18 protein-coding genes are annotated in these 16,420 nt (G+C 60.5%); 12 read left to right on the forward strand and 6 right to left on the reverse strand.

Annotated elements, in window-relative coordinates:
- The first annotated feature begins 70 nt into the window (after nucleotides 1-70).
- Genes OQH67_RS01365 through OQH67_RS01380 form a run of 4 tightly spaced genes read left to right on the forward strand, consistent with a single transcriptional unit; the run spans nucleotide 71 to nucleotide 2,660 of the window.
- The gene (locus OQH67_RS01365) at nucleotides 71-778 is read left to right on the forward strand and encodes a type I 3-dehydroquinate dehydratase (RefSeq protein WP_215435412.1); all 708 of its coding nucleotides are present in this window, start codon (nucleotides 71-73) and stop codon (nucleotides 776-778) included.
- A gap of 27 nt (nucleotides 779-805) precedes the next feature.
- Entirely contained in the window at nucleotides 806-1,732 is a 927-nt protein-coding gene (menA, locus tag OQH67_RS01370) for a 1,4-dihydroxy-2-naphthoate octaprenyltransferase (RefSeq protein WP_215435411.1), read from the forward strand.
- A gap of 38 nt (nucleotides 1,733-1,770) precedes the next feature.
- Complete coding sequence (locus tag OQH67_RS01375; RefSeq protein ID WP_215435410.1) at nucleotides 1,771-2,202, forward strand: hypothetical protein; 432 nt, start codon at nucleotides 1,771-1,773, stop codon at nucleotides 2,200-2,202.
- Between the two features lie 5 nt (nucleotides 2,203-2,207).
- Nucleotides 2,208-2,660 carry a hypothetical protein gene (locus tag OQH67_RS01380; protein WP_215435409.1) on the forward strand — a complete coding sequence of 151 codons (453 nt, stop codon included), beginning with the start codon at nucleotides 2,208-2,210 and terminating at the stop codon, nucleotides 2,658-2,660.
- Between the two features lie 7 nt (nucleotides 2,661-2,667).
- Here the strand turns inward: OQH67_RS01380 and gluQRS are convergent, their stop codons facing one another.
- On the reverse strand, nucleotides 2,668-3,516 hold the full coding sequence (gene gluQRS, locus OQH67_RS01385) for a tRNA glutamyl-Q(34) synthetase GluQRS (RefSeq protein WP_215435408.1): 849 nt from the start codon (nucleotides 3,514-3,516) through the stop codon (nucleotides 2,668-2,670).
- 131 nt (nucleotides 3,517-3,647) lie between these two features.
- Here gluQRS and OQH67_RS01390 point away from each other — a divergent pair, with 131 nt between their 5' ends.
- A complete protein-coding gene (locus OQH67_RS01390; RefSeq protein ID WP_215435407.1) occupies nucleotides 3,648-5,519 on the forward strand; it encodes an SLC13 family permease in 1,872 nt (623 codons plus the stop codon).
- Nucleotides 5,520-5,750: 231 nt separating this feature from the next.
- On the opposite strand, the gene gmk is transcribed toward OQH67_RS01390, so the two are convergent.
- The 3 genes from gmk to OQH67_RS01405 are packed head-to-tail and all read right to left on the reverse strand — an operon-like array spanning nucleotide 5,751 to nucleotide 8,527.
- On the reverse strand, nucleotides 5,751-6,347 hold the full coding sequence (gene gmk, locus OQH67_RS01395) for a guanylate kinase (protein WP_218957808.1): 597 nt from the start codon (nucleotides 6,345-6,347) through the stop codon (nucleotides 5,751-5,753).
- Nucleotides 6,348-6,352: 5 nt separating this feature from the next.
- Entirely contained in the window at nucleotides 6,353-7,228 is an 876-nt protein-coding gene (locus tag OQH67_RS01400) for a YicC/YloC family endoribonuclease (RefSeq protein ID WP_215435406.1), read from the reverse strand.
- 21 nt (nucleotides 7,229-7,249) lie between these two features.
- Nucleotides 7,250-8,527, reverse strand: a complete 1,278-nt coding sequence (locus OQH67_RS01405) for a valine--pyruvate transaminase (RefSeq protein WP_215435405.1) — start codon at nucleotides 8,525-8,527, stop codon at nucleotides 7,250-7,252.
- A 107-nt stretch (nucleotides 8,528-8,634) separates the two neighbouring features.
- On the opposite strand from OQH67_RS01405, the gene OQH67_RS01410 reads away from it, so the two are divergent.
- The 5 genes from OQH67_RS01410 (at nucleotide 8,635) to OQH67_RS01430 (ending at nucleotide 13,219) form a co-directional block, all read left to right on the forward strand.
- The gene (locus tag OQH67_RS01410) at nucleotides 8,635-9,096 is read left to right on the forward strand and encodes a hypothetical protein (protein WP_067571383.1); all 462 of its coding nucleotides are present in this window, start codon (nucleotides 8,635-8,637) and stop codon (nucleotides 9,094-9,096) included.
- A 20-nt stretch (nucleotides 9,097-9,116) separates the two neighbouring features.
- Nucleotides 9,117-10,124 (forward strand): hypothetical protein, encoded by a 1,008-nt coding sequence (locus OQH67_RS01415; protein ID WP_215435404.1) that lies wholly within the window; start codon nucleotides 9,117-9,119, stop codon nucleotides 10,122-10,124.
- Nucleotides 10,125-10,139: 15 nt separating this feature from the next.
- Nucleotides 10,140-11,159 carry a thioredoxin family protein gene (locus tag OQH67_RS01420; protein ID WP_215435403.1) on the forward strand — a complete coding sequence of 340 codons (1,020 nt, stop codon included), beginning with the start codon at nucleotides 10,140-10,142 and terminating at the stop codon, nucleotides 11,157-11,159.
- Nucleotides 11,160-11,211: 52 nt separating this feature from the next.
- The gene (gene zupT / locus OQH67_RS01425) at nucleotides 11,212-12,024 is read left to right on the forward strand and encodes a zinc transporter ZupT (protein WP_067571377.1); all 813 of its coding nucleotides are present in this window, start codon (nucleotides 11,212-11,214) and stop codon (nucleotides 12,022-12,024) included.
- 97 nt (nucleotides 12,025-12,121) lie between these two features.
- A complete protein-coding gene (locus tag OQH67_RS01430; protein ID WP_215435402.1) occupies nucleotides 12,122-13,219 on the forward strand; it encodes a DUF805 domain-containing protein in 1,098 nt (365 codons plus the stop codon).
- 49 nt (nucleotides 13,220-13,268) lie between these two features.
- Here OQH67_RS01430 and OQH67_RS01435 read toward each other — a convergent pair whose 3' ends face one another.
- Together OQH67_RS01435 and OQH67_RS01440 are read right to left on the reverse strand one after the other, a co-directional pair.
- Nucleotides 13,269-14,348, reverse strand: a complete 1,080-nt coding sequence (locus tag OQH67_RS01435) for a 6-phosphofructokinase (RefSeq protein WP_067571373.1) — start codon at nucleotides 14,346-14,348, stop codon at nucleotides 13,269-13,271.
- Nucleotides 14,349-14,392: 44 nt separating this feature from the next.
- On the reverse strand, nucleotides 14,393-15,364 hold the full coding sequence (locus OQH67_RS01440; RefSeq protein WP_215435401.1) for a D-alanyl-D-alanine carboxypeptidase family protein: 972 nt from the start codon (nucleotides 15,362-15,364) through the stop codon (nucleotides 14,393-14,395).
- Nucleotides 15,365-15,442: 78 nt separating this feature from the next.
- Between OQH67_RS01440 and OQH67_RS01445 the strand changes: the two genes are divergently transcribed.
- The gene (locus OQH67_RS01445; RefSeq protein ID WP_215435400.1) at nucleotides 15,443-15,961 is read left to right on the forward strand and encodes a thioredoxin domain-containing protein; all 519 of its coding nucleotides are present in this window, start codon (nucleotides 15,443-15,445) and stop codon (nucleotides 15,959-15,961) included.
- A gap of 206 nt (nucleotides 15,962-16,167) precedes the next feature.
- Complete coding sequence (locus OQH67_RS01450) at nucleotides 16,168-16,419, forward strand: hypothetical protein (protein WP_067571367.1); 252 nt, start codon at nucleotides 16,168-16,170, stop codon at nucleotides 16,417-16,419.
- The last annotated feature ends 1 nt before the right edge of the window (nucleotide 16,420 follow it).

Consider the following 16,420-nt stretch of genomic DNA (forward strand, 5'->3'; position numbering starts at 1 on the left):
GGCCCTTCAAATGGATGAATGTCACTAATAGAAGATTGACCTTCCTTTCTTTGTTGGGATAGTAGGAAGCATGCAGCAGATTTTACGTGAACATCAAACCTACCCGCCCAACGTAGTGGCGTCCATCACCTCCTGGGAGGTCTGGAAAACGCTTAAAGGTAAGGATTTGAAAGACCAGTGCGACTGGGTGGAACTGCGCGTGGATGCGCTGCCCGCGGAGCTCGCGCCGGAACAGGTCATGGAATTCAGGCCGGACATGCCTCTGCTGGTCACCGTCCGCTGCCATGAGGAAGGCGGTCTGCGCCGCATGCCGGAAGAGGAGCGCTTCTCCCTGCTCCGCGCGTACATGCCTTACGCCACGGCCATCGACATTGAAATCAAGTCCATGCGCCACGGCAGAGAACTGGTCATGGAAGCCGCCGACCGCGGCATCCTCGTCATCGGCTCCACCCATGACTTTCAAATCACGCCGGGCGTGGACTACCTGCGGGAACAGGAAAAGAAGGCCCGCGCCTACAGGGCGGACATCGTCAAATTCGCCTTCACCCCCTGCGTCGCGGGCGACATTCAGACCGGAGTCCAGCTCTTCAAGAAGCCGAAAGGCCCCATTGCCGTGATGGGCATGGGCCCGATGGGCCCCGTCTCCCGTCTGCTTTACTCCCAGCTGGGCTCCTGCCTGGTGTACGGCTACCTGGGGGACCGGGAGGCGGCCCCCGGCCAGTGGCATGTCTCCCTCATCAAGGAAACCCTCCGCAACCTCGGTCCCATTCTCAGATAATTCCGGAGACTCCTTTCCCGCTCTTTCATGAACATCATTACTTCCGCTTTTCTGGCGGCACGCCCAAAAACGCTCACCGCCTCCCTGATTCCGGTATGGGCGGGCTGCATGGTCGTGCAGAAGCTGACAGGCCACTGGGACGTGCGGCTGGCGCTGCTGACCTTCGCTTCCTGCCTGTGCATCCAGATAGCCTGCAATTTTTTCAACGACGCCATCGACCACGCGAAACACGCGGACACGGAACGCCGCGCCGGCCCCGTCCGCATGACGGCCAGCGGGGCGCTGTCCCACCGGGCGGTCATGCTCTTCGGCGGCTTGTTCCTGGCGGCGGCATGCCTTCTGGCCCTTCCCCTCATTGAACTGCGCGGGTGGCCCATCATCGCCATCGGCATTCCCTCCCTCTATTTCTCCTACGGCTATACGGGCGGCCCGTGGCCGCTGGCGTACAAGGGGCTGGGGGAAGCGTTCGTCATCCTCTTCTTCGGGCTGGTGGCCGTCCTGGGCACCATTCTGGTGCAGATAGGCACGGCCCCTGTAGTCCCCGGCACGCTGGTGGACTCCCTGGCGGTGTACAACGCCGGAATCGTCCTGGGAATCCAGTGCGGCCTGCTCTGCGCCGTCATGATCTCCGTCAACAACATCCGGGACAGGAAGGAGGACCAGACCACCGGAAAGCGCACCCTGGCCGTCCGCCTGGGGGAAAGAAAGGCGCGCGCCATGGCCCAGGCGTTCATCGTGGCTGCCTACATCACGCTGCCCACTTCCTGCCGGGCCCTGCATCTGGACCTGTCCCGCCTGTGGTGGATGTGGATTCCCGCCATCCTGCTGGGAGGCTACCTGATGCTGCTCATCCGCAAAACGCCGGCGGACAAGAGCATGAACAGGCTCCTGGCCCTCTCCTCCGTCCATCTGATCCTGTACCTGGCCACTTACACAATTTTACCCGGACTCTGAAAAACGCCGCTCCGCCCCAACGTAGTAAAAGACGTATCATGAATCCTCTCAAACTCGCTCCCGTTCTCCTCATTCTTCCCGTACTCTTCTCCTGCACGCAAAAAAGCACCCTGGAAATCGCCACCGGAAAGGTGACGACGATCAAGCTGGGCAACGTCGTCCGCATCAAGGAAATCAACGTGCTTACCTCCACGGATGACGGCACCTTCGCCAACATGGCGGGAACCGCGGCGGAAGCCGTCACGCCCGGCATCATCGGCATGGGCACCTCCAAGCTGGCCTCCGCCACCGGTTCCATCGTGGACGGCCGGGTGGAAGCCACCAAAATGATCCGCGTGCGCGTAAAGCTGAAGGACACGAATGAACTGGTGGAAGTCCAGCAGGAAGTCACGCCCAATTTCACGCTGAAAATCGGCCAGGAAGTGGTCATCACCCAGGGCAGCACTCCCGGCAACGTCTGGCCGGACTGACGGACATGCACCCCGCTCCTTCATCCTCCGCCGCCCTCCCCGCTCTTTTTACGAAAAGTGCGGGCATGCTCATCTCCGTGTCGCCCCTCGCGGCATGGATGAAATGGCAGACTCTTCCCTCCGCCGCCCTGCTCGCGCCCCTGGCCGTCATCGGACTGCTGGCATGCGCCGCACCGTTCTGCAAACGCTCCGCACGCGGCATGCTGGAGCCCCTCCTTCCGCCCATCCGCTTCACGCTGGGGGCGGCCCTGGCCTTCACGGCCATTTGCCTGGCCTCCCAGAATCTTTTCATCTTCCTTCCCGAGGCGCTGGCGGCCATGGGAAAACTTCCGCACACTTTCCTCGTCCCCCTGATCCAGGGAAATCTGCTGGTCCATCTGGCCTCCCTGGCCCTGCTGACTCTGGCGGCGGCTTATTCCTGCATGCTCTGCTTGGGAAAACGCGGGAAAAACGCCTGAAACGTTCCTACCTCTCCCGCATCATGCGGAAAATATCTTCCGGGCGCATGCCTGCGGCGCGCATCTCCCGCAGGCTCATGCTCCGGTCCCTCTTGGCCAGCCTCCTGCCGGAAGCGTCCCTCACCAGCCGGTGGTGGTACCACTGCGGCACGGGAAGACCCAGCAGCGCCTGGAGCGTGCGGTGAATTCCGGTTACGGGCAGCAAATCCTCCCCGCGGCTCACATGGGTCACGCCCTGGGCCGCGTCATCCACCACCACGGCAACATGGTAGCTTGCTGGGCAATCCTTGCGTCCCAGAATCACGTCGCCGAGCTCCTCCGGGCGGCACACCTGCTCTCCGAACCGCATGTCCCGCCAGACAAGCGGACCGGTGATCCGGGCCGCGGCGCGGCAGTCCAGCCGCCATGAAAACGGCTTGCCGGACTTCATCAGTTCCTTTCTCCGCACCTTGTCCAGTTTGAGGCAAGTGCCGGGATAAACATCCACGGTCCCGCCCTCCTGCGGAGCGGCGCCCATGGCGGCCACCTCTTCGGCAATCTCCCTGCGCGTGCAAAAGCACGGGTACAGCACCCCGCGGTCCTTCAGCACTTGCAATGCGTGTTCATAGGAGCCGAAACGCGAGGACTGGACCATCATCGGCCCGTCAAAACGGATTCCCAGCCAATCCAGGTCCTCCAGAATAGCCTGGACAAACTCCGGACGGCTGCGGGTCTGGTCGATGTCCTCCATCCTCAACACGCACCTGCCGGAAAAGCGGTCCGCCAGGGAACGGGCCTCCCATGCGGCCAGCGCATGCCCCAAATGCAGGAATCCGGTAGGGCTGGGAGCAAACCTTGTGACTATGGGAGAATCCATGCGGCGCACTCACCATAAGGAAGGACAGGGCCCATTTCAAACCCTTTCCGGAAAATTATTGCGGCTTGACAGAACGGCCCCGTGAAAGTAGGAGAGTTGCGCTCCCTATCCGTCAAACCACCCGTCACGACATGCCGTTTTCCAACATCGACCTCGCCTCCATCACAGGCTGGCTGGACTCCGCCGCCACCCAGCAATGGATTGTAGGCATCCTTCTCATCCTCCTGTTCATCAGCTTCATCAGGGAATGGCTCCCGGTGGAAATCACGGCCCTGGCCGGAACCGCCGTCCTGATGCTCACGGGAATCCTGACGACGGGAGACGTGCTGTCCAGCTTTGCCAACAGCGGCCCCCTGACGGTCGTATGCATGTTCATCCTGAGCGCCTCCCTGGAACGCACGGGCCTTATCGGCGACCTCTCCAAGCTATTCAACAAAGTGGCCAAAGGCAGGGAATTCGCCGCCCTGCTGGTCATCACGCTGGGCGCGTTCGCGGTATCCCCCTTCGTCAACAACACGCCGGTGGTCGTCATCCTGATGCCCATCGTCCTGGCCTTCTGCCGCGACCACAACATCGCCGCTTCCAAGCTGCTCATCCCCCTCTCCTACGCCACCATCCTGGGGGGCACCTGCTCCGTCGTGGGCACGTCCACGAACGTGGTCGTGCTGGGGCAGGTTCAAAAGCTGGGTTTTGAAGGCATCCAGATGTTCACCGTGGCTCCCATGGGCCTCATCTATGCGGCGGCTGGGCTGCTTTACCTGTGGACGATAGGCCGCAAGTGGCTGCCTTCCCGCCCCACCCTCTCCACCATGCTTCCCGGCGGCATCCAGCGCGACTTCCTGCTCCAGGTCCGGATTCCCGCCGGCTCCTCCCACATCGGAACCACCGCCGTGGACCTGATGCAGTCCGAACTGCTGGGGACGAAAATCGTGGAAGTGCGCCGCAGGGGCTTCTCCATGCAGGAGGAACTGCAGCACATCACGTTGGAAGAAGGCGACCGCGTCCTGTTCCTGTGCAACGCCAGAAAAGTCAACCAGGTCCGGGAGGCCAAAGGCGTGGACCTGGGCTGGGACGACAGCCGCGGGCTGGAAGCCATGGAACAGCGCGACGTGCAAATCGTGGAAGGCATGATCGCCAACAACTCCGAATTCGCCGGGCAGTCCCTGGCGGAACTCAAACTGCGCCAGCGGTTCAACATCTTCGTGCTCGCCATCCACAGGCAGGGCAGGAACATCACGGACATGGGGTCGGACACCAAGCTGATTGCCGGGGACACCCTGCTGCTGGAAGGCCCGCAGGAAGGCATGAACCGCATCCTCACCAAGCAGCGCATCATTCCCCTCAGCCAGCGTTCGGCGGACGCCCACAACCGCAGCAAGCAGGGCTGGGCCATTCTGGCCATGGGCATCTTCATCTTCATCGGCCTGCTCGGCTCCTTTGAGCAGTACGGGGAATTCTTCAAATTCTTCGCACGCTTCAATCCCTTCTACCTGGCCTTCATCGGCGCCCTGATCGTCGTCATCTCCGGCTGCATCAAGCCGAAGGAAGCCTACCAGTCCGTGGACTGGGGCATCATCTTCCTGATCCTGGGGATGCTCTGCGTGGGGGAAGCCATGAGCAAGACGGGACTTGCCAAGGCCATCGCCTTCGGCGTGGTGGACACCATGGGTCCGATGGGCTGCCTGTTCGCCATCTCCGGCCTGTACCTGCTGTGCTCCATCCTGACGGAAATGATCTCCAACAACGCCGTGGCCGCCGTCATGGGACCGCTGTCCTATGAAATGGCCCTGCAATTCGACGCCAACCCCCTCCCCTTCATTCTGGCCGTCATGTTCGGCGCCAGCGCCAGTTTCTCCACCCCCATCGGCTACCAGACCAACACGTACGTGTACAACGCGGGCGGCTATAAATTCAAAGACTTCGTGAAAGTCGGCCTCCCTCTCAACCTCCTGCTCTGGATCATCTTCACCTGCTCTATCGGCTGGCTGTACCCGCTTAAATAGAAAAAAGGCCATTCCGGTAAAAAAAGCATCCAAGCCTTCAATCCGTTGAAGGCTTTTATTTTTTCAGACGCCTTCCTCAGGGTCCATGCCGAGGAAAGGTCAAAGTCACGGAAAAACACGCTCCATGCACCCGCGCCCCCTTCCAGAAAAGGATATGATATGCGTTTGCATCATGCCGGCTTTTGGATCTAAAAAGCCGCCCGTTTCCGCCAGCTTTCCTTAACGGAGGGTTTACTCCCGCATCAGTCCCACGCGCATGGACTGGCACTTGATCAGGGCGGAAAAGGCGGCGTAATCCGCCTCCCGGTCGGAGGAAACCAGGCAGTACTGGTACTGCGGCAGGCAGGCGTCTTCCTGCGCGGCATTCCGCAGACGCAGGGAGATGGTTTCATCACCATCCGTCTGCCTCCCGCAGAGGCGGTTTTTCAGCTCCTCTTGCGGCACGTAAATATAAACATCCGCATAGCAGAGGGGAAGAATGCCCTCCCGGCACGCGCGGACCTGGGCCGCCCCCTGCACGTCGATATCCATCACCACGGTCTTCCCCTGTTCCAGAAGGTCCAGAATGTCCGCCTTCAGCGTGCCGTAGCGATTGCCGTGCACCTCCGCATATTCCAGGAAATCCCCCTTCTCCACCCTGGCGGCGAATTCGGAGGGTGTCAGGAAGTGGTAGTCCACGCCGTTCACCTCTCCCGGCCTGGGCTGGCGGGTCGTGCAGGAAATGCTGTACACGCACAGTCCGTTTTCCGTCGCCCGGCGGCATAAAGTCGTCTTCCCGGAACCGGAGGGACCGGAAACCACCAGCAAAGTTCCCAAATGCTGTTTCATGGCTGTTATTCGATGTTCTGAACCTGTTCCCTGATTTTTTCCAGTTCCGTCTTGGCGGCCACTACCAGATGGGACAGCGTGGAGTCGTTCGCCTTGGAACCGATGGTGTTGAATTCCCGGAAAATCTCCTGGCAAAGGAAGTCCAACGGCCTTCCGGCGGGGGCGGAAGAATCGCACAGGGTGCGGAATTGGTCAAAGTGGGAGGAAAGGCGCGTGATCTCCTCGGAAATGTCGCACTTGTCCGCAAACAGGGCCACTTCCCGGATGATGCGCTCGTCATCCGCGGAGACGGAAAGGTCCGCTTCCGCCAGGCGCTTGAGCATGGCTTCCCGCAGCCTGACGGGAACGGAAGGAGCGTGTTCCGCGATCCTGTTCCGGTACTTTTCCAGGGTTTCCAGCTTGCCGAGCACATCCGCCTTCAGGTTGGCGCCCTCCGCCGCGCGCATGGCGAGGAAATCTTTCAGGGCCGCCCTGAGGGCCTCTTCCACCGCAGGCCATGCTTCCTCCGGGGAAAGCGCGGCTTCCGCCTCGGAGGCGATGATGTCCAGCCTCAGCAGGTCGGACGCCTGCAACGTCATGGGCCGGGCCGCCAGATCGGAGGCGCGGTTCAGCAGCCCCACCAGGGAGGCCAGCTTCCTTTCGTCCAATTGGAGGGAGCCGCCCGCTTCCTCCGTCCGTTCCAGGGAGACGGAAACGCCCACGCGGCCGCGGGAAACGCTCCCCTGCACGATGGAGCGCACGGGGGCGTCCCATTCCGCGCAGTTGCGCGGCACGTTGACGGCTATTTCCGTCTGCTTGCGGTTGACTCCGGATATTTCAACCGGAATGTTGTAACGGTCTGTCTGGGCAACGGCTCTGCCGAAGCCGGTCATGCTGTTCATGGATTGCGATTTCGGATTGGGTTAAGAAGAATGGGTATAGGCGCGCTTCACTTCGTCAGCCACGATGGAAAGTCCCTTGCGCAGCAGTTCCTCCGTCTGGGTGAAGCTGATGCGTATGCACTCATGCCTGTGGGGCCACGGTTCCCCGCCCTCCGGCAGGGCAAAGAAGAAATGATGGCCCGGATTCACGAAGCAGCCGCGGGCCTTGCAACGTTCATACAGTTCCTGGCAGGTGATGGGGAGCCCCTCGAACCACAGCCACAGGAACATGGCCCCTTCGCTCTTGTGCACGCGCCAGGGAATCTCTTCCCCGAAAAGTTCCGGCAGCAGGGACAGGGCCCATTCCGCCCTGCTCCGGTAAAACGGCGTCAGGGTCTCACGGCAAACGCGCTCCAGCGTGCCATCCTCCAGGTAGGGAGTCACCAGCGCCTGCCCCAGATTGTTGGGGCACAGGGAGGAAGTCGTAACCATGCTGACCACGGCGCGGATGATGTCCGGCCGGGCGATCACGATCCCGGTGCGCGTGCCGGGCAGTCCAATCTTGGAAAGGCTCATGGTCAAAATCATGTTCTCGTCCCAAACGGGCTTGACCGGAACAAAACAGATGTTGGGCAGCGGCGCGCCGTACGCGTTGTCGATCATCAGCGGCACTCCGGCGCGGGAAGTCAACGCCCGCAGGCGGTCCAGCTCCTCGTCCGTCACCACGTTGCCCGTCGGATTCGTGGGGCGGGACATGCAGACGGCGGCCGTTTCCGGGCGGATGTCCAGGCGGTCGAAGTCAATCACGTACTTGAACAAATGTTCGTCCAGCATGCGGATTCCGGGGCGAAGGCCGCGGAACATCACGCCGCCGCATAAAGACTGGGACTGGTAGCCCACATAATCGGGGCAAAGAGGAAAGAGAATTTCACGGATGCCGCCTTCCGCACAGGGACCGGCGAGCATGTTGAAAAGCGTGAAACAGGCCATCTGGCCGCCCTGGGTGATGGCGATGTTCTCCGGCTTCAGGTTCCAGCCGCAGCGGTCATTGAGGAAGCCGGCCAGGGCGCGGATAAAGGCGGGGTCGCCGCCCGGATGGGCGTAATGGCCCACAAGCACGTCAAACCGCCCGTCCCGGACCAGTTCCGTCATGCTGCGCCGCCACAATTCCGTCACTTCCGGAATCACGGCGGGGCTCCCCCCGTTCAACTGGCACAGGCCGGGATCTCCGGAATGGAGGGCCTTGAACAAATCCTCCATCAAATCGTCAATCCCGGTCCTGGCCGTCAGATGGCCTCCTATCTCCGATAATTGCATCATGCCGGGGGCATTGTAGCCGCACGCGCGTTTTATGCGAGCAAAATCATTGTTTTGCAGGCGCATGAACAGTTTGACTTTTCCCCCCGATCAAGGGCATAATCCCCGGCATGTTCAATATCGTGCGATTCACCAGGCCAGCCTTTCCGGCACTGGCGCTTGTACTGGCCCTCTCCGCGTGCGACAACAGCACGAACACGGCCCTGACCTCCCTGATTACGGGAGGATCCACAACGGAACACCAGCAGCTCCACGCACAACTCCAGCAGATGAAGGAAGCCCTGGCCCAGACGGACCAGGAAATCAGGCAGGCGGAATCCCACGACGCACGCGTGAATTACGATCTTCAGAAGCGGCTTTCCAATCCCGGAAAAATCCGGACTCCCTTCACGGTGAAGGATATGGACATTCTGCCTTCCAAGCGCCGCGACTTCGAGCACCTGTGCTTCGACATTGAAGACCTGCGCAATACCCTGGCGCAGCGTAAGCAGGAATTCCACGCCCTGCAATACCAGTATAACGCCTACGCCGCCAAACTCGCCGACTTCAAGCAATCCCACCCGGTGGATTAACCCCAGCCCCTACGCTCCCCATGACCGATTCCTCCTCTCACGCCCCTTCCTCCCCCGATCCTTCCGCCACGCAGGAAGACGAAGCCCGCTTCGCCCCCAAGCCGGAACGGGATGAAACAACCAGGGAAAAGGATGCGCCCCGCACTCCGAAAAAACGTTTGAAGACCCCGCTGGACGTCGTTTCCGAACACGCCGCGGAGGAAGACACGGCCCAGCAGGAAGAGGAGATCAAAAAGGCCAAGAGCGACGCCCTGTTCTGGAACCTGTGCCTGGGTCTCTTTGCCCTGATCGTCATCGGCGCGGGTTACATTGTTTATGAAAAATTTTCCCATCTTCCGGATCCGGTGAAGGATACGCGGGAAGAGCTGGAGGCCAGCCACGCCCTGCTCCTGAAAAAACAGGAACAGCTCAAGGATATACGGAACAAGACCGCTCCCAAGGAACAGCTTCTCAGCCTGCTGGATATTTCCGAAAAGACCGCGACCGATCTGGAAGAAACCCTGAAGTCCATCGAGAAGGAAAAAATGCGCGTTGCCGGCATCCGCGGAGAAATCCGCTCCTATTACGACCGCTACCGCCAGGCGGCCAGGGCCAAGGCACGCGGACGCAAATTCGACATCCTGAAAACCACTCACTCCGGAAAAACCTATCTGAACGTGGAAATTACGCGGGTGGAAAACGAATTCGTACGCATCCTGCATGAACAGGGCACCACGTCCATCGCCGCCGGGGACCTTCCCGACGACATCCGAGAACTGCTGGCCTATGGAGACCCGCTGAACATCACGGCCATGAACCAGTCGGACGCCGCCCTCCAGAATCCCATCATCCGCAGGGATGCCTCTCCCTCTCCCGCTCCCCCCGTCCCCGCGTCCGCTCCGGAGAAAAAGAAAGTGGTGGTGAAGGACCTGGACCCTCCCGCGGGCCCTCCCCGGATTGAAACGCCCACCAACACGGGAACATCCGACACACCCTCCTCCGGCGCCATCTGGGTGCCTCCGGCCCATTCTCCGCTGCCCCCCATGTAACGCTCTTTCAACATCATGAATACATTCGCCTTGCCCATTGCAGCCGCACTCATTGCCGGTGCGGCCGTAGCTTCCGGAACGTGGAGCACCAACCCTGCGGAAGCCATGCAGCAGGCCGCCGCCCAAAAGAAGGGAGTCATGCTGGAATTCACCGGATCGGACTGGTGCGGCGCCTGCATTTCCCAGAAGACACAGGCTTTTTCCCTTCCGAAAGTGCAGGAGGCCATCGGCCGTTCCTTTATTCCCGTGGAACTGGACTTTCCGCGTAAAAAACAGCAGGATGAACAGACCAGGGCAACCTTTAACTCCTACAAAAAATCCTACGATATCACCGGCTTTCCGTCCCTGATCTTCACGGACGCGCAGGGCAGGCCCGTCCACACCGTCGTGGGGTACGGCAACCCGGAACAGGTCATGAACGACACGGCCCAGGCGGAAAAGGCCCTTAAAGCCCAGCAGGAGCTGACAGACAAACTGGAAAGGAAGCTCTCCGACCAGGAACGCAGGGACACGCTTGCCCGGCTTTTAAATACGGTGCCGCAGTCCAGCATCCGGACTTTCTACAAACCGGCCTTCGAAGAACTGGCCGCGCTGGACCCGCAGGATACCACCGGCATCCGCGCCGCCCTGGAACGGAAAGAGCTGCTCAAAACCCAGTCCGCGGAAATGGTGCAAAACCTCAGGGAAAACAACTTTTACGCATTGGCTGCCAAAGAGCCCGACAAAGCCATCGCCATTCTGGACAATTCCCTGAAAAAGGAGGGCCTTCTTCCGGAAATCAGGCAGTCCCTTCTGCTGACCAAGGTACGCCTTCTCATCCAGCGGAACGAGGTGAATGAAGTGGAAGAAATCCTGAAAAGCGCCATCGCCCTTCTTCCGGACAGCGACGAAGGCCGCGCTTGCAGCAGGCTTCTGGCCGACCTCCCCAACATCAGGAAGGAGCGCGAGAACCTGAAGCCGGGAGAACAGCCGCCCCTGCCGCCCGGAGCCATTCCGGCCGCCAAATGCATCGTTCCGCCTGCCGCCAAGAAGTAATATTCCCGCTGCGGGAGCGCCGGACCGTTCCTCCGTTCCCGCAGTTCCTTCCATGGACCTTTCCGCCAACCACATTCTCACCGTCTTTCTGCTGACGACGCTAGCAGGGCTTGCCACCGGCATAGGAGGTTTTATCGCCTTCTTCATGAAAAAGACGGACACGAAGGCGCTCACCTTCTCCCTGGGCTTCTCCGGCGGCGTGATGGTGTACATTTCCCTGGTGGAACTGCTGGGAGAGGCCCAACACCGCCTGATCGAGTTCAAAGGCCACACCGCAGGTTCCTGGATCGCGATCGCCGCCTTTTTCGGAGGAATCGCCGTGGCGGCGCTGATCGACTACCTGGTGCCGGAAGACGAAAACCCGCACGAAGCGCGCGGACCGGAAGACATCCACGGCAACGGCAATGGAGAATTCTCCTCCGCCAAGATCAAAAGGTCCGGCGTCCTGTTCGCCCTGGCCATCGGCATCCACAACTTTCCGGAAGGCATCGCCACCTTTGCCGCGGGTCTGGACTCTCTGACGCTGGGCACCTCCATCGCCCTGGCCGTGGCCGTGCACAACATCCCGGAAGGAATCGCCGTGGCCGTTCCTCTTTACTACGGCACGGGAAGCCGGAAAAAAGCCGTATTCTACTCCTTTCTGTCAGGCCTGGCGGAACCCGTCGGCGCGGCGATCGCGATGATCTTCCTGTTCCACTTCCTGACGCCCACGGTGCTCTCCGTCCTGTTTGCCTCCGTGGCCGGAATCATGGTCTTTATTTCCTTTGACGAACTGCTGCCCATGGCGGAACGCTGGGGCCACCACCACATGTCCATCATAGGCATCATCGCCGGCATGCTGCTGATGGCCGTCGTCCTGGTCTGATCCGGCGCGCTTTCCTCCCTTTCCGTGTCTTGGCAAGTCCGGCATTGAGCGTTCAGGAGCTTCCGGCGGTCAAAAACGGCAGTACCCCCTGTCATTCATGCCGGACGTCCCCATCTCCACCACCGCCACACCCGCACCCCTCCCTGCGCAGGCTTCGGCCTCCCCCCTTGAATACTGGAAAAAGGGATTCCTTCATTACGCAGAATTCCGGGGCTGCGCCTCCCGTCCGGAATTCTGGTGGTTCATGGCACTCCCCCTTCTGGCCCTGGTTCCGGCCCTGGCTGGCTACATCATTACGGACTGGCTGCATATCCCGGACAGGAGGGTAAGCGTTTACGGAGACGCCCTGACCATCCTCCTGTGGGCGGCGCTGGTGCTTCCCTGCCTGGCCGTCACGTTCAGACGCCTGCACGATACGGGCAGAAGCGGATTCTGGGCCCTCGTCCTCCTGCTTCCCTTCGGCCTCGGCCGCCTGTTCTTTTTCTATCTGACTTTGAGCGAAAGCAAAACGGAAAACAACAAATACCGCGGGAACACTCCCGTACAGGCATCCGCGCCGCCGGAACAGGAACAGGCCGCCCAGCCGTTCACGCCCTTTTACCTTTACTGGCTCATCAGCCTGCGGAAGCTGACGACGACGGAGGGGCGGGCCTCCAGAGCGGAATTCTGGTCCTTCTTTCTTCTCTCCCTCTTCCTGTTCCTGCCGCTGGGGTACAACATGGTGGACTACGACAGCACAGTCCTGCATCCGTATTTTTCCCCTTCCCGTGAAATCCTGCTTTACATCACCCAGCCGCAGGACGCCCTGATCCTGCTGGCCCATGCCTGCTTCAACCCCACTTTTTACTTCTTTTACCAGTCCGGTGACCTCAGCACACTTTCCCTGGAACTGCTGATCGGCGTGGCGGGATTCAACATACTGTTCAACGCCGCGGCGGCCACGCGCCGCCTGCACGACGGCAACCTGAGCGGCCAATTCATCCTCATCCCCTTCTGCATTTTCATCATTTCCGTTCTGCTCATTATCCTGCTGCGCGTGATTCCGGGGGACATGGCCCCGTACCTGCCCTACGTGACGCTGTGCACCGACCTGATGGACCAGCTTTCCATCCTGTTCCTGGCCATGATGCTGATCAAGGGAACACCCGGACCGAACAGGTACGGCATCCTTCCGCAAAAAATAACCGTATCCTGAAATCCAGGATACGGCTGAAGAATGAAAAAACGGCCATGGAGATGCGGCGTCAATCGCCGAAGCAGACGCCCAGGTCGCGGGCCGTACGCACCATCTGGCAGTCCGGGTCCACCAGCTTGAGGGTCTTCACGGCCTCTTCAATGGGAACGGCAACCATCTGGGTTCCCCTGAGGGCAACCATGTAGCTGAACTTTTTGCGTTCCACCAGCTCCACGGCGTAACTGCCGAAGCGCACGCCCAGAATGCGGTCGTAAGCGCACGGAGAGCCGCCGCGCTGGATGTGGCCCAGAACACAGGAGCGGGTTTCAATGCCCGTGGCTTCCTCCAGTTTCTTGGAGATCACCTTGCCAATGCCTCCCAGACGAACTTCCCCCTGGGTTTTCTCGTTCAGGAGCACCAGTTCGTCCGCCAGGCGAGCGCCTTCGGAAACTACCACAAGAATTTCGCGCTGCCCCGCGGCCTTGCGGGCCTTGATGCATTCCACCACATTTTCCAGGGAGAACGGGATTTCCGGCAAAAGAATGACATCCGCGCTGCCCGCGATGCCCCCTTCCAGGGCAATCCATCCGGCATGGCGACCCATCACTTCCACCACCATCATGCGCTGGTGCGCGTTGGCGGTGGTTTCCAGACGGTCCAGGGATTCGGATACGATAGCCACGGCACTGTTGAAGCCGAAGGTCACGTCCGTGGCGCCCAGATCGTTGTCAATGGTTTTCGGCACGCCTACGACGGGCAGGCCGATTTCAGCGAGAAGAAGGGCTGTGGACTGGGAGCCGTCACCGCCTACCACGATCAGGGCGTCCAGCCCCAGGCGCTTGACGGTGGCCTTCGTCTTTTCCAGAACGGCCGGTTCGATTTCCCCCTTCTGGCCCACGCCCACCTTGATGGCGAAGTTCCCCTTGTTCACGGTCCCCAGAATGGTACCGCCCTTGGCGCGCAGACCGCGGCACCCGGCAGGGGTCAGCCATTCAAAACGGTCATCTCCTTCTTCGGAGAGAAGTCCTTCAAACCCATCGTAAAAACCCACGACGTTCCATCCACGGCGGGATGCCGCGCCGACAACGCCTTCAATGACTGCGTTCAGGCCGGGACAGTCCCCGCCGCTATTCAAAACACCAATATTCATATGCGGTGCCCCTTATAGCAGAAAATTCCGGAGGCGTCCACTTCCTATCGCTTTTCTGTCCCAGATTTCACAGGAAGCTGGACGAACTCCTTGGGATCCTTCATGTCCATCCCGGAGGCCTGCCAGTTTTCCCACACGCGCCAGCCGGTATTCAGCATCTGGCGTGCCAGGGAATAGCGTTCTCCGGTACCGAGCACCGCGATGATCATGCGCTGGGGATAAATCACTTCCGTCCCGGTCTGGGGACTGCGACGGGCGATGGCGTTCCGCGTGGCGCTGAGCAGCAGGCATTGTCCGGCGGCGCGGGAGGAGCCCGCCTTGATGCCGTCCACGCCGGGAGTGCTCATCATCTTGTTGTTGTTGGAAATATCATACATCGTCGTCCCCTTGGTCTGGGACTGGACGCCGATGCGGCGGCTGGCCTGGGAGACGATGTAGCAAAAAGCGGGATTCTGCATGCTGTACATGCCCAGCAGGGCCATGTCCAGGGCGCAGGATGTGGAAACGGCATTGCCGGCGTCCAGGCCGTGGGGAGCGGTGAAGCGCGTCTTGGTCATTCTGAGGGAACGGGCCAAATTGTTCATTTCCGACACAAAGGCGGCAATGGGAGTGCCGCTGCCCCGGCGGGACACCAGGTCACGGCCCACAAAGGAGGCGATCGTCAGGGCGGAGACATTGTCCGACCCCAGCAGGGTGGAATACAGGGCATCCCGCAGCGTCAGGCGGTCGCCGGGCTGAAGGTCCATGGGGTTCCCGGCGCGGAGGCCGAACGCCTCCTGGGGAACGGTAATGAACGTATCCAGGGGAAGGCGCGTGCGGGTCACCCAGTCCAGGGTCACCATGGCGGTAGCCACCTGGGAGAGGCTGGCCACGGGCCTTCTGGCTTCCGCGTTGGAACTGAAAAGAAGCTTGCCGGAATTGGCTTCAATGGCGATGTAGCTGGGCTTTTCCTGCGCCTGGGCGGAAAACTGGAACGCGCAGGCCAGCGTCAGAAGAAATGCAGATAACTTTTTCATGGCAGGACCGGCGGGATAGTGCCCGTTCTCCCCCCGTTTGAAAAGTCTAAAATATTTTCCGTCCATCACTTATATGTCATGACACGGAAAAACGCATTGACCTTTCAACGGCTATCCTATTTGTTGGAGGAAGCCGCTTCCCTCAAAAAAAGGCTTTCCTCCACCACCGCCCCAGAAACCATGACCAGCATTCAATTATTCCACAGCCGGGACTGTCCGGGAAACACCCTGCACGCCAATATCCTCCGGGCTTTGGAAAATCTGGACCGGAACATCCCGGTGGAACAGGTGGAAGCCGGGCCGGAACATGACGGCGGGCCGCTGCCCGCTCTTGCCGTCAACGGCCGCATCGTCGTCTCCGGCGTGGAACCCACCGTCCGTGAACTGGAACTGCTCCTTGCCGATCATCTGGACGAAGACGGAAATTCTCCCTGCGGCTCTTGCGATTCCTGCGGCATGGAATGCGGCGGATGCCACGGAGCGGAAGGATGTCCCGGGTGCGAAAACGGAAAAACGCCCGGCAGCCTGGCCGGAAAAATCATCGGTTTCGTCATTCTGCTCATCATCCTGTTCACGGCGGTGAAAATCCTTTCCTAACACCGCGCTCCTATAAACGCGGCATGGGCCGCCTTCCCGGCGGCCCATGCTCCGGGTCTCAGGCTTCCATGCGCTGCGGCGGCAAGCCCCCCTGGAATCATGGCCTGCGACGGCACCGGGCGCAGCGGCCTGCGGCTTTTTCCAGCCCGTATGCGCGGTCTCGATAATTTCTTGAATTTCCCCTGCACACATCACACAGTAATGCCATGCGTTCCTTCTTCGGTTCCATTCTTCTGATTCTGGTCCTGGCCGCCCTGGGCGCCACGATCTACTATCACTGGTCCACCAACTCCCATCTGGAATTCGAACTCCGCCATCCGGACGAACCGGAAAAGACCACCCAGGTGATCAACATGGGAAAACGCGCCGCAGTCCTCCAGCCGGCTGCCGCTCCGGCCCCGTCCGTTCCTCCGGCGGAGGATGAGTTCATTCCGGACGCGGTTCCCGTGCCCGAATAAT

Source organism: Akkermansia biwaensis, assembly GCF_026072915.1.
Lineage (GTDB): Bacteria > Verrucomicrobiota > Verrucomicrobiia > Verrucomicrobiales > Akkermansiaceae > Akkermansia > Akkermansia biwaensis.

Bases quoted from the DNA above. Each gene is read 5' to 3' on its own strand.
- gmk (WP_218957808.1), bottom strand. From the start codon at position 6,347: ATGAAACAGCATTTGGGAACTTTGCTGGTGGTTTCCGGTCCCTCCGGT.
- OQH67_RS01375 (WP_215435410.1), top strand. From the start codon at position 1,771: ATGAATCCTCTCAAACTCGCTCCCGTTCTCCTCATTCTTCCCGTACTC.
- OQH67_RS01420 (WP_215435403.1), top strand. From the start codon at position 10,140: ATGAATACATTCGCCTTGCCCATTGCAGCCGCACTCATTGCCGGTGCG.
- menA (WP_215435411.1), top strand. From the start codon at position 806: ATGAACATCATTACTTCCGCTTTTCTGGCGGCACGCCCAAAAACGCTC.
- OQH67_RS01435 (WP_067571373.1), bottom strand. From the start codon at position 14,348: ATGAATATTGGTGTTTTGAATAGCGGCGGGGACTGTCCCGGCCTGAAC.
- zupT (WP_067571377.1), top strand. From the start codon at position 11,212: ATGGACCTTTCCGCCAACCACATTCTCACCGTCTTTCTGCTGACGACG.
- OQH67_RS01400 (WP_215435406.1), bottom strand. From the start codon at position 7,228: ATGAACAGCATGACCGGCTTCGGCAGAGCCGTTGCCCAGACAGACCGT.
- OQH67_RS01365 (WP_215435412.1), top strand. From the start codon at position 71: ATGCAGCAGATTTTACGTGAACATCAAACCTACCCGCCCAACGTAGTG.
- OQH67_RS01430 (WP_215435402.1), top strand. From the start codon at position 12,122: ATGCCGGACGTCCCCATCTCCACCACCGCCACACCCGCACCCCTCCCT.
- OQH67_RS01405 (WP_215435405.1), bottom strand. From the start codon at position 8,527: ATGATGCAATTATCGGAGATAGGAGGCCATCTGACGGCCAGGACCGGG.
- OQH67_RS01415 (WP_215435404.1), top strand. From the start codon at position 9,117: ATGACCGATTCCTCCTCTCACGCCCCTTCCTCCCCCGATCCTTCCGCC.
- OQH67_RS01390 (WP_215435407.1), top strand. From the start codon at position 3,648: ATGCCGTTTTCCAACATCGACCTCGCCTCCATCACAGGCTGGCTGGAC.
- OQH67_RS01440 (WP_215435401.1), bottom strand. From the start codon at position 15,364: ATGAAAAAGTTATCTGCATTTCTTCTGACGCTGGCCTGCGCGTTCCAG.
- OQH67_RS01410 (WP_067571383.1), top strand. From the start codon at position 8,635: ATGTTCAATATCGTGCGATTCACCAGGCCAGCCTTTCCGGCACTGGCG.
- gluQRS (WP_215435408.1), bottom strand. From the start codon at position 3,516: ATGGATTCTCCCATAGTCACAAGGTTTGCTCCCAGCCCTACCGGATTC.
- OQH67_RS01450 (WP_067571367.1), top strand. From the start codon at position 16,168: ATGCGTTCCTTCTTCGGTTCCATTCTTCTGATTCTGGTCCTGGCCGCC.
- OQH67_RS01380 (WP_215435409.1), top strand. From the start codon at position 2,208: ATGCACCCCGCTCCTTCATCCTCCGCCGCCCTCCCCGCTCTTTTTACG.
- OQH67_RS01445 (WP_215435400.1), top strand. From the start codon at position 15,443: ATGACACGGAAAAACGCATTGACCTTTCAACGGCTATCCTATTTGTTG.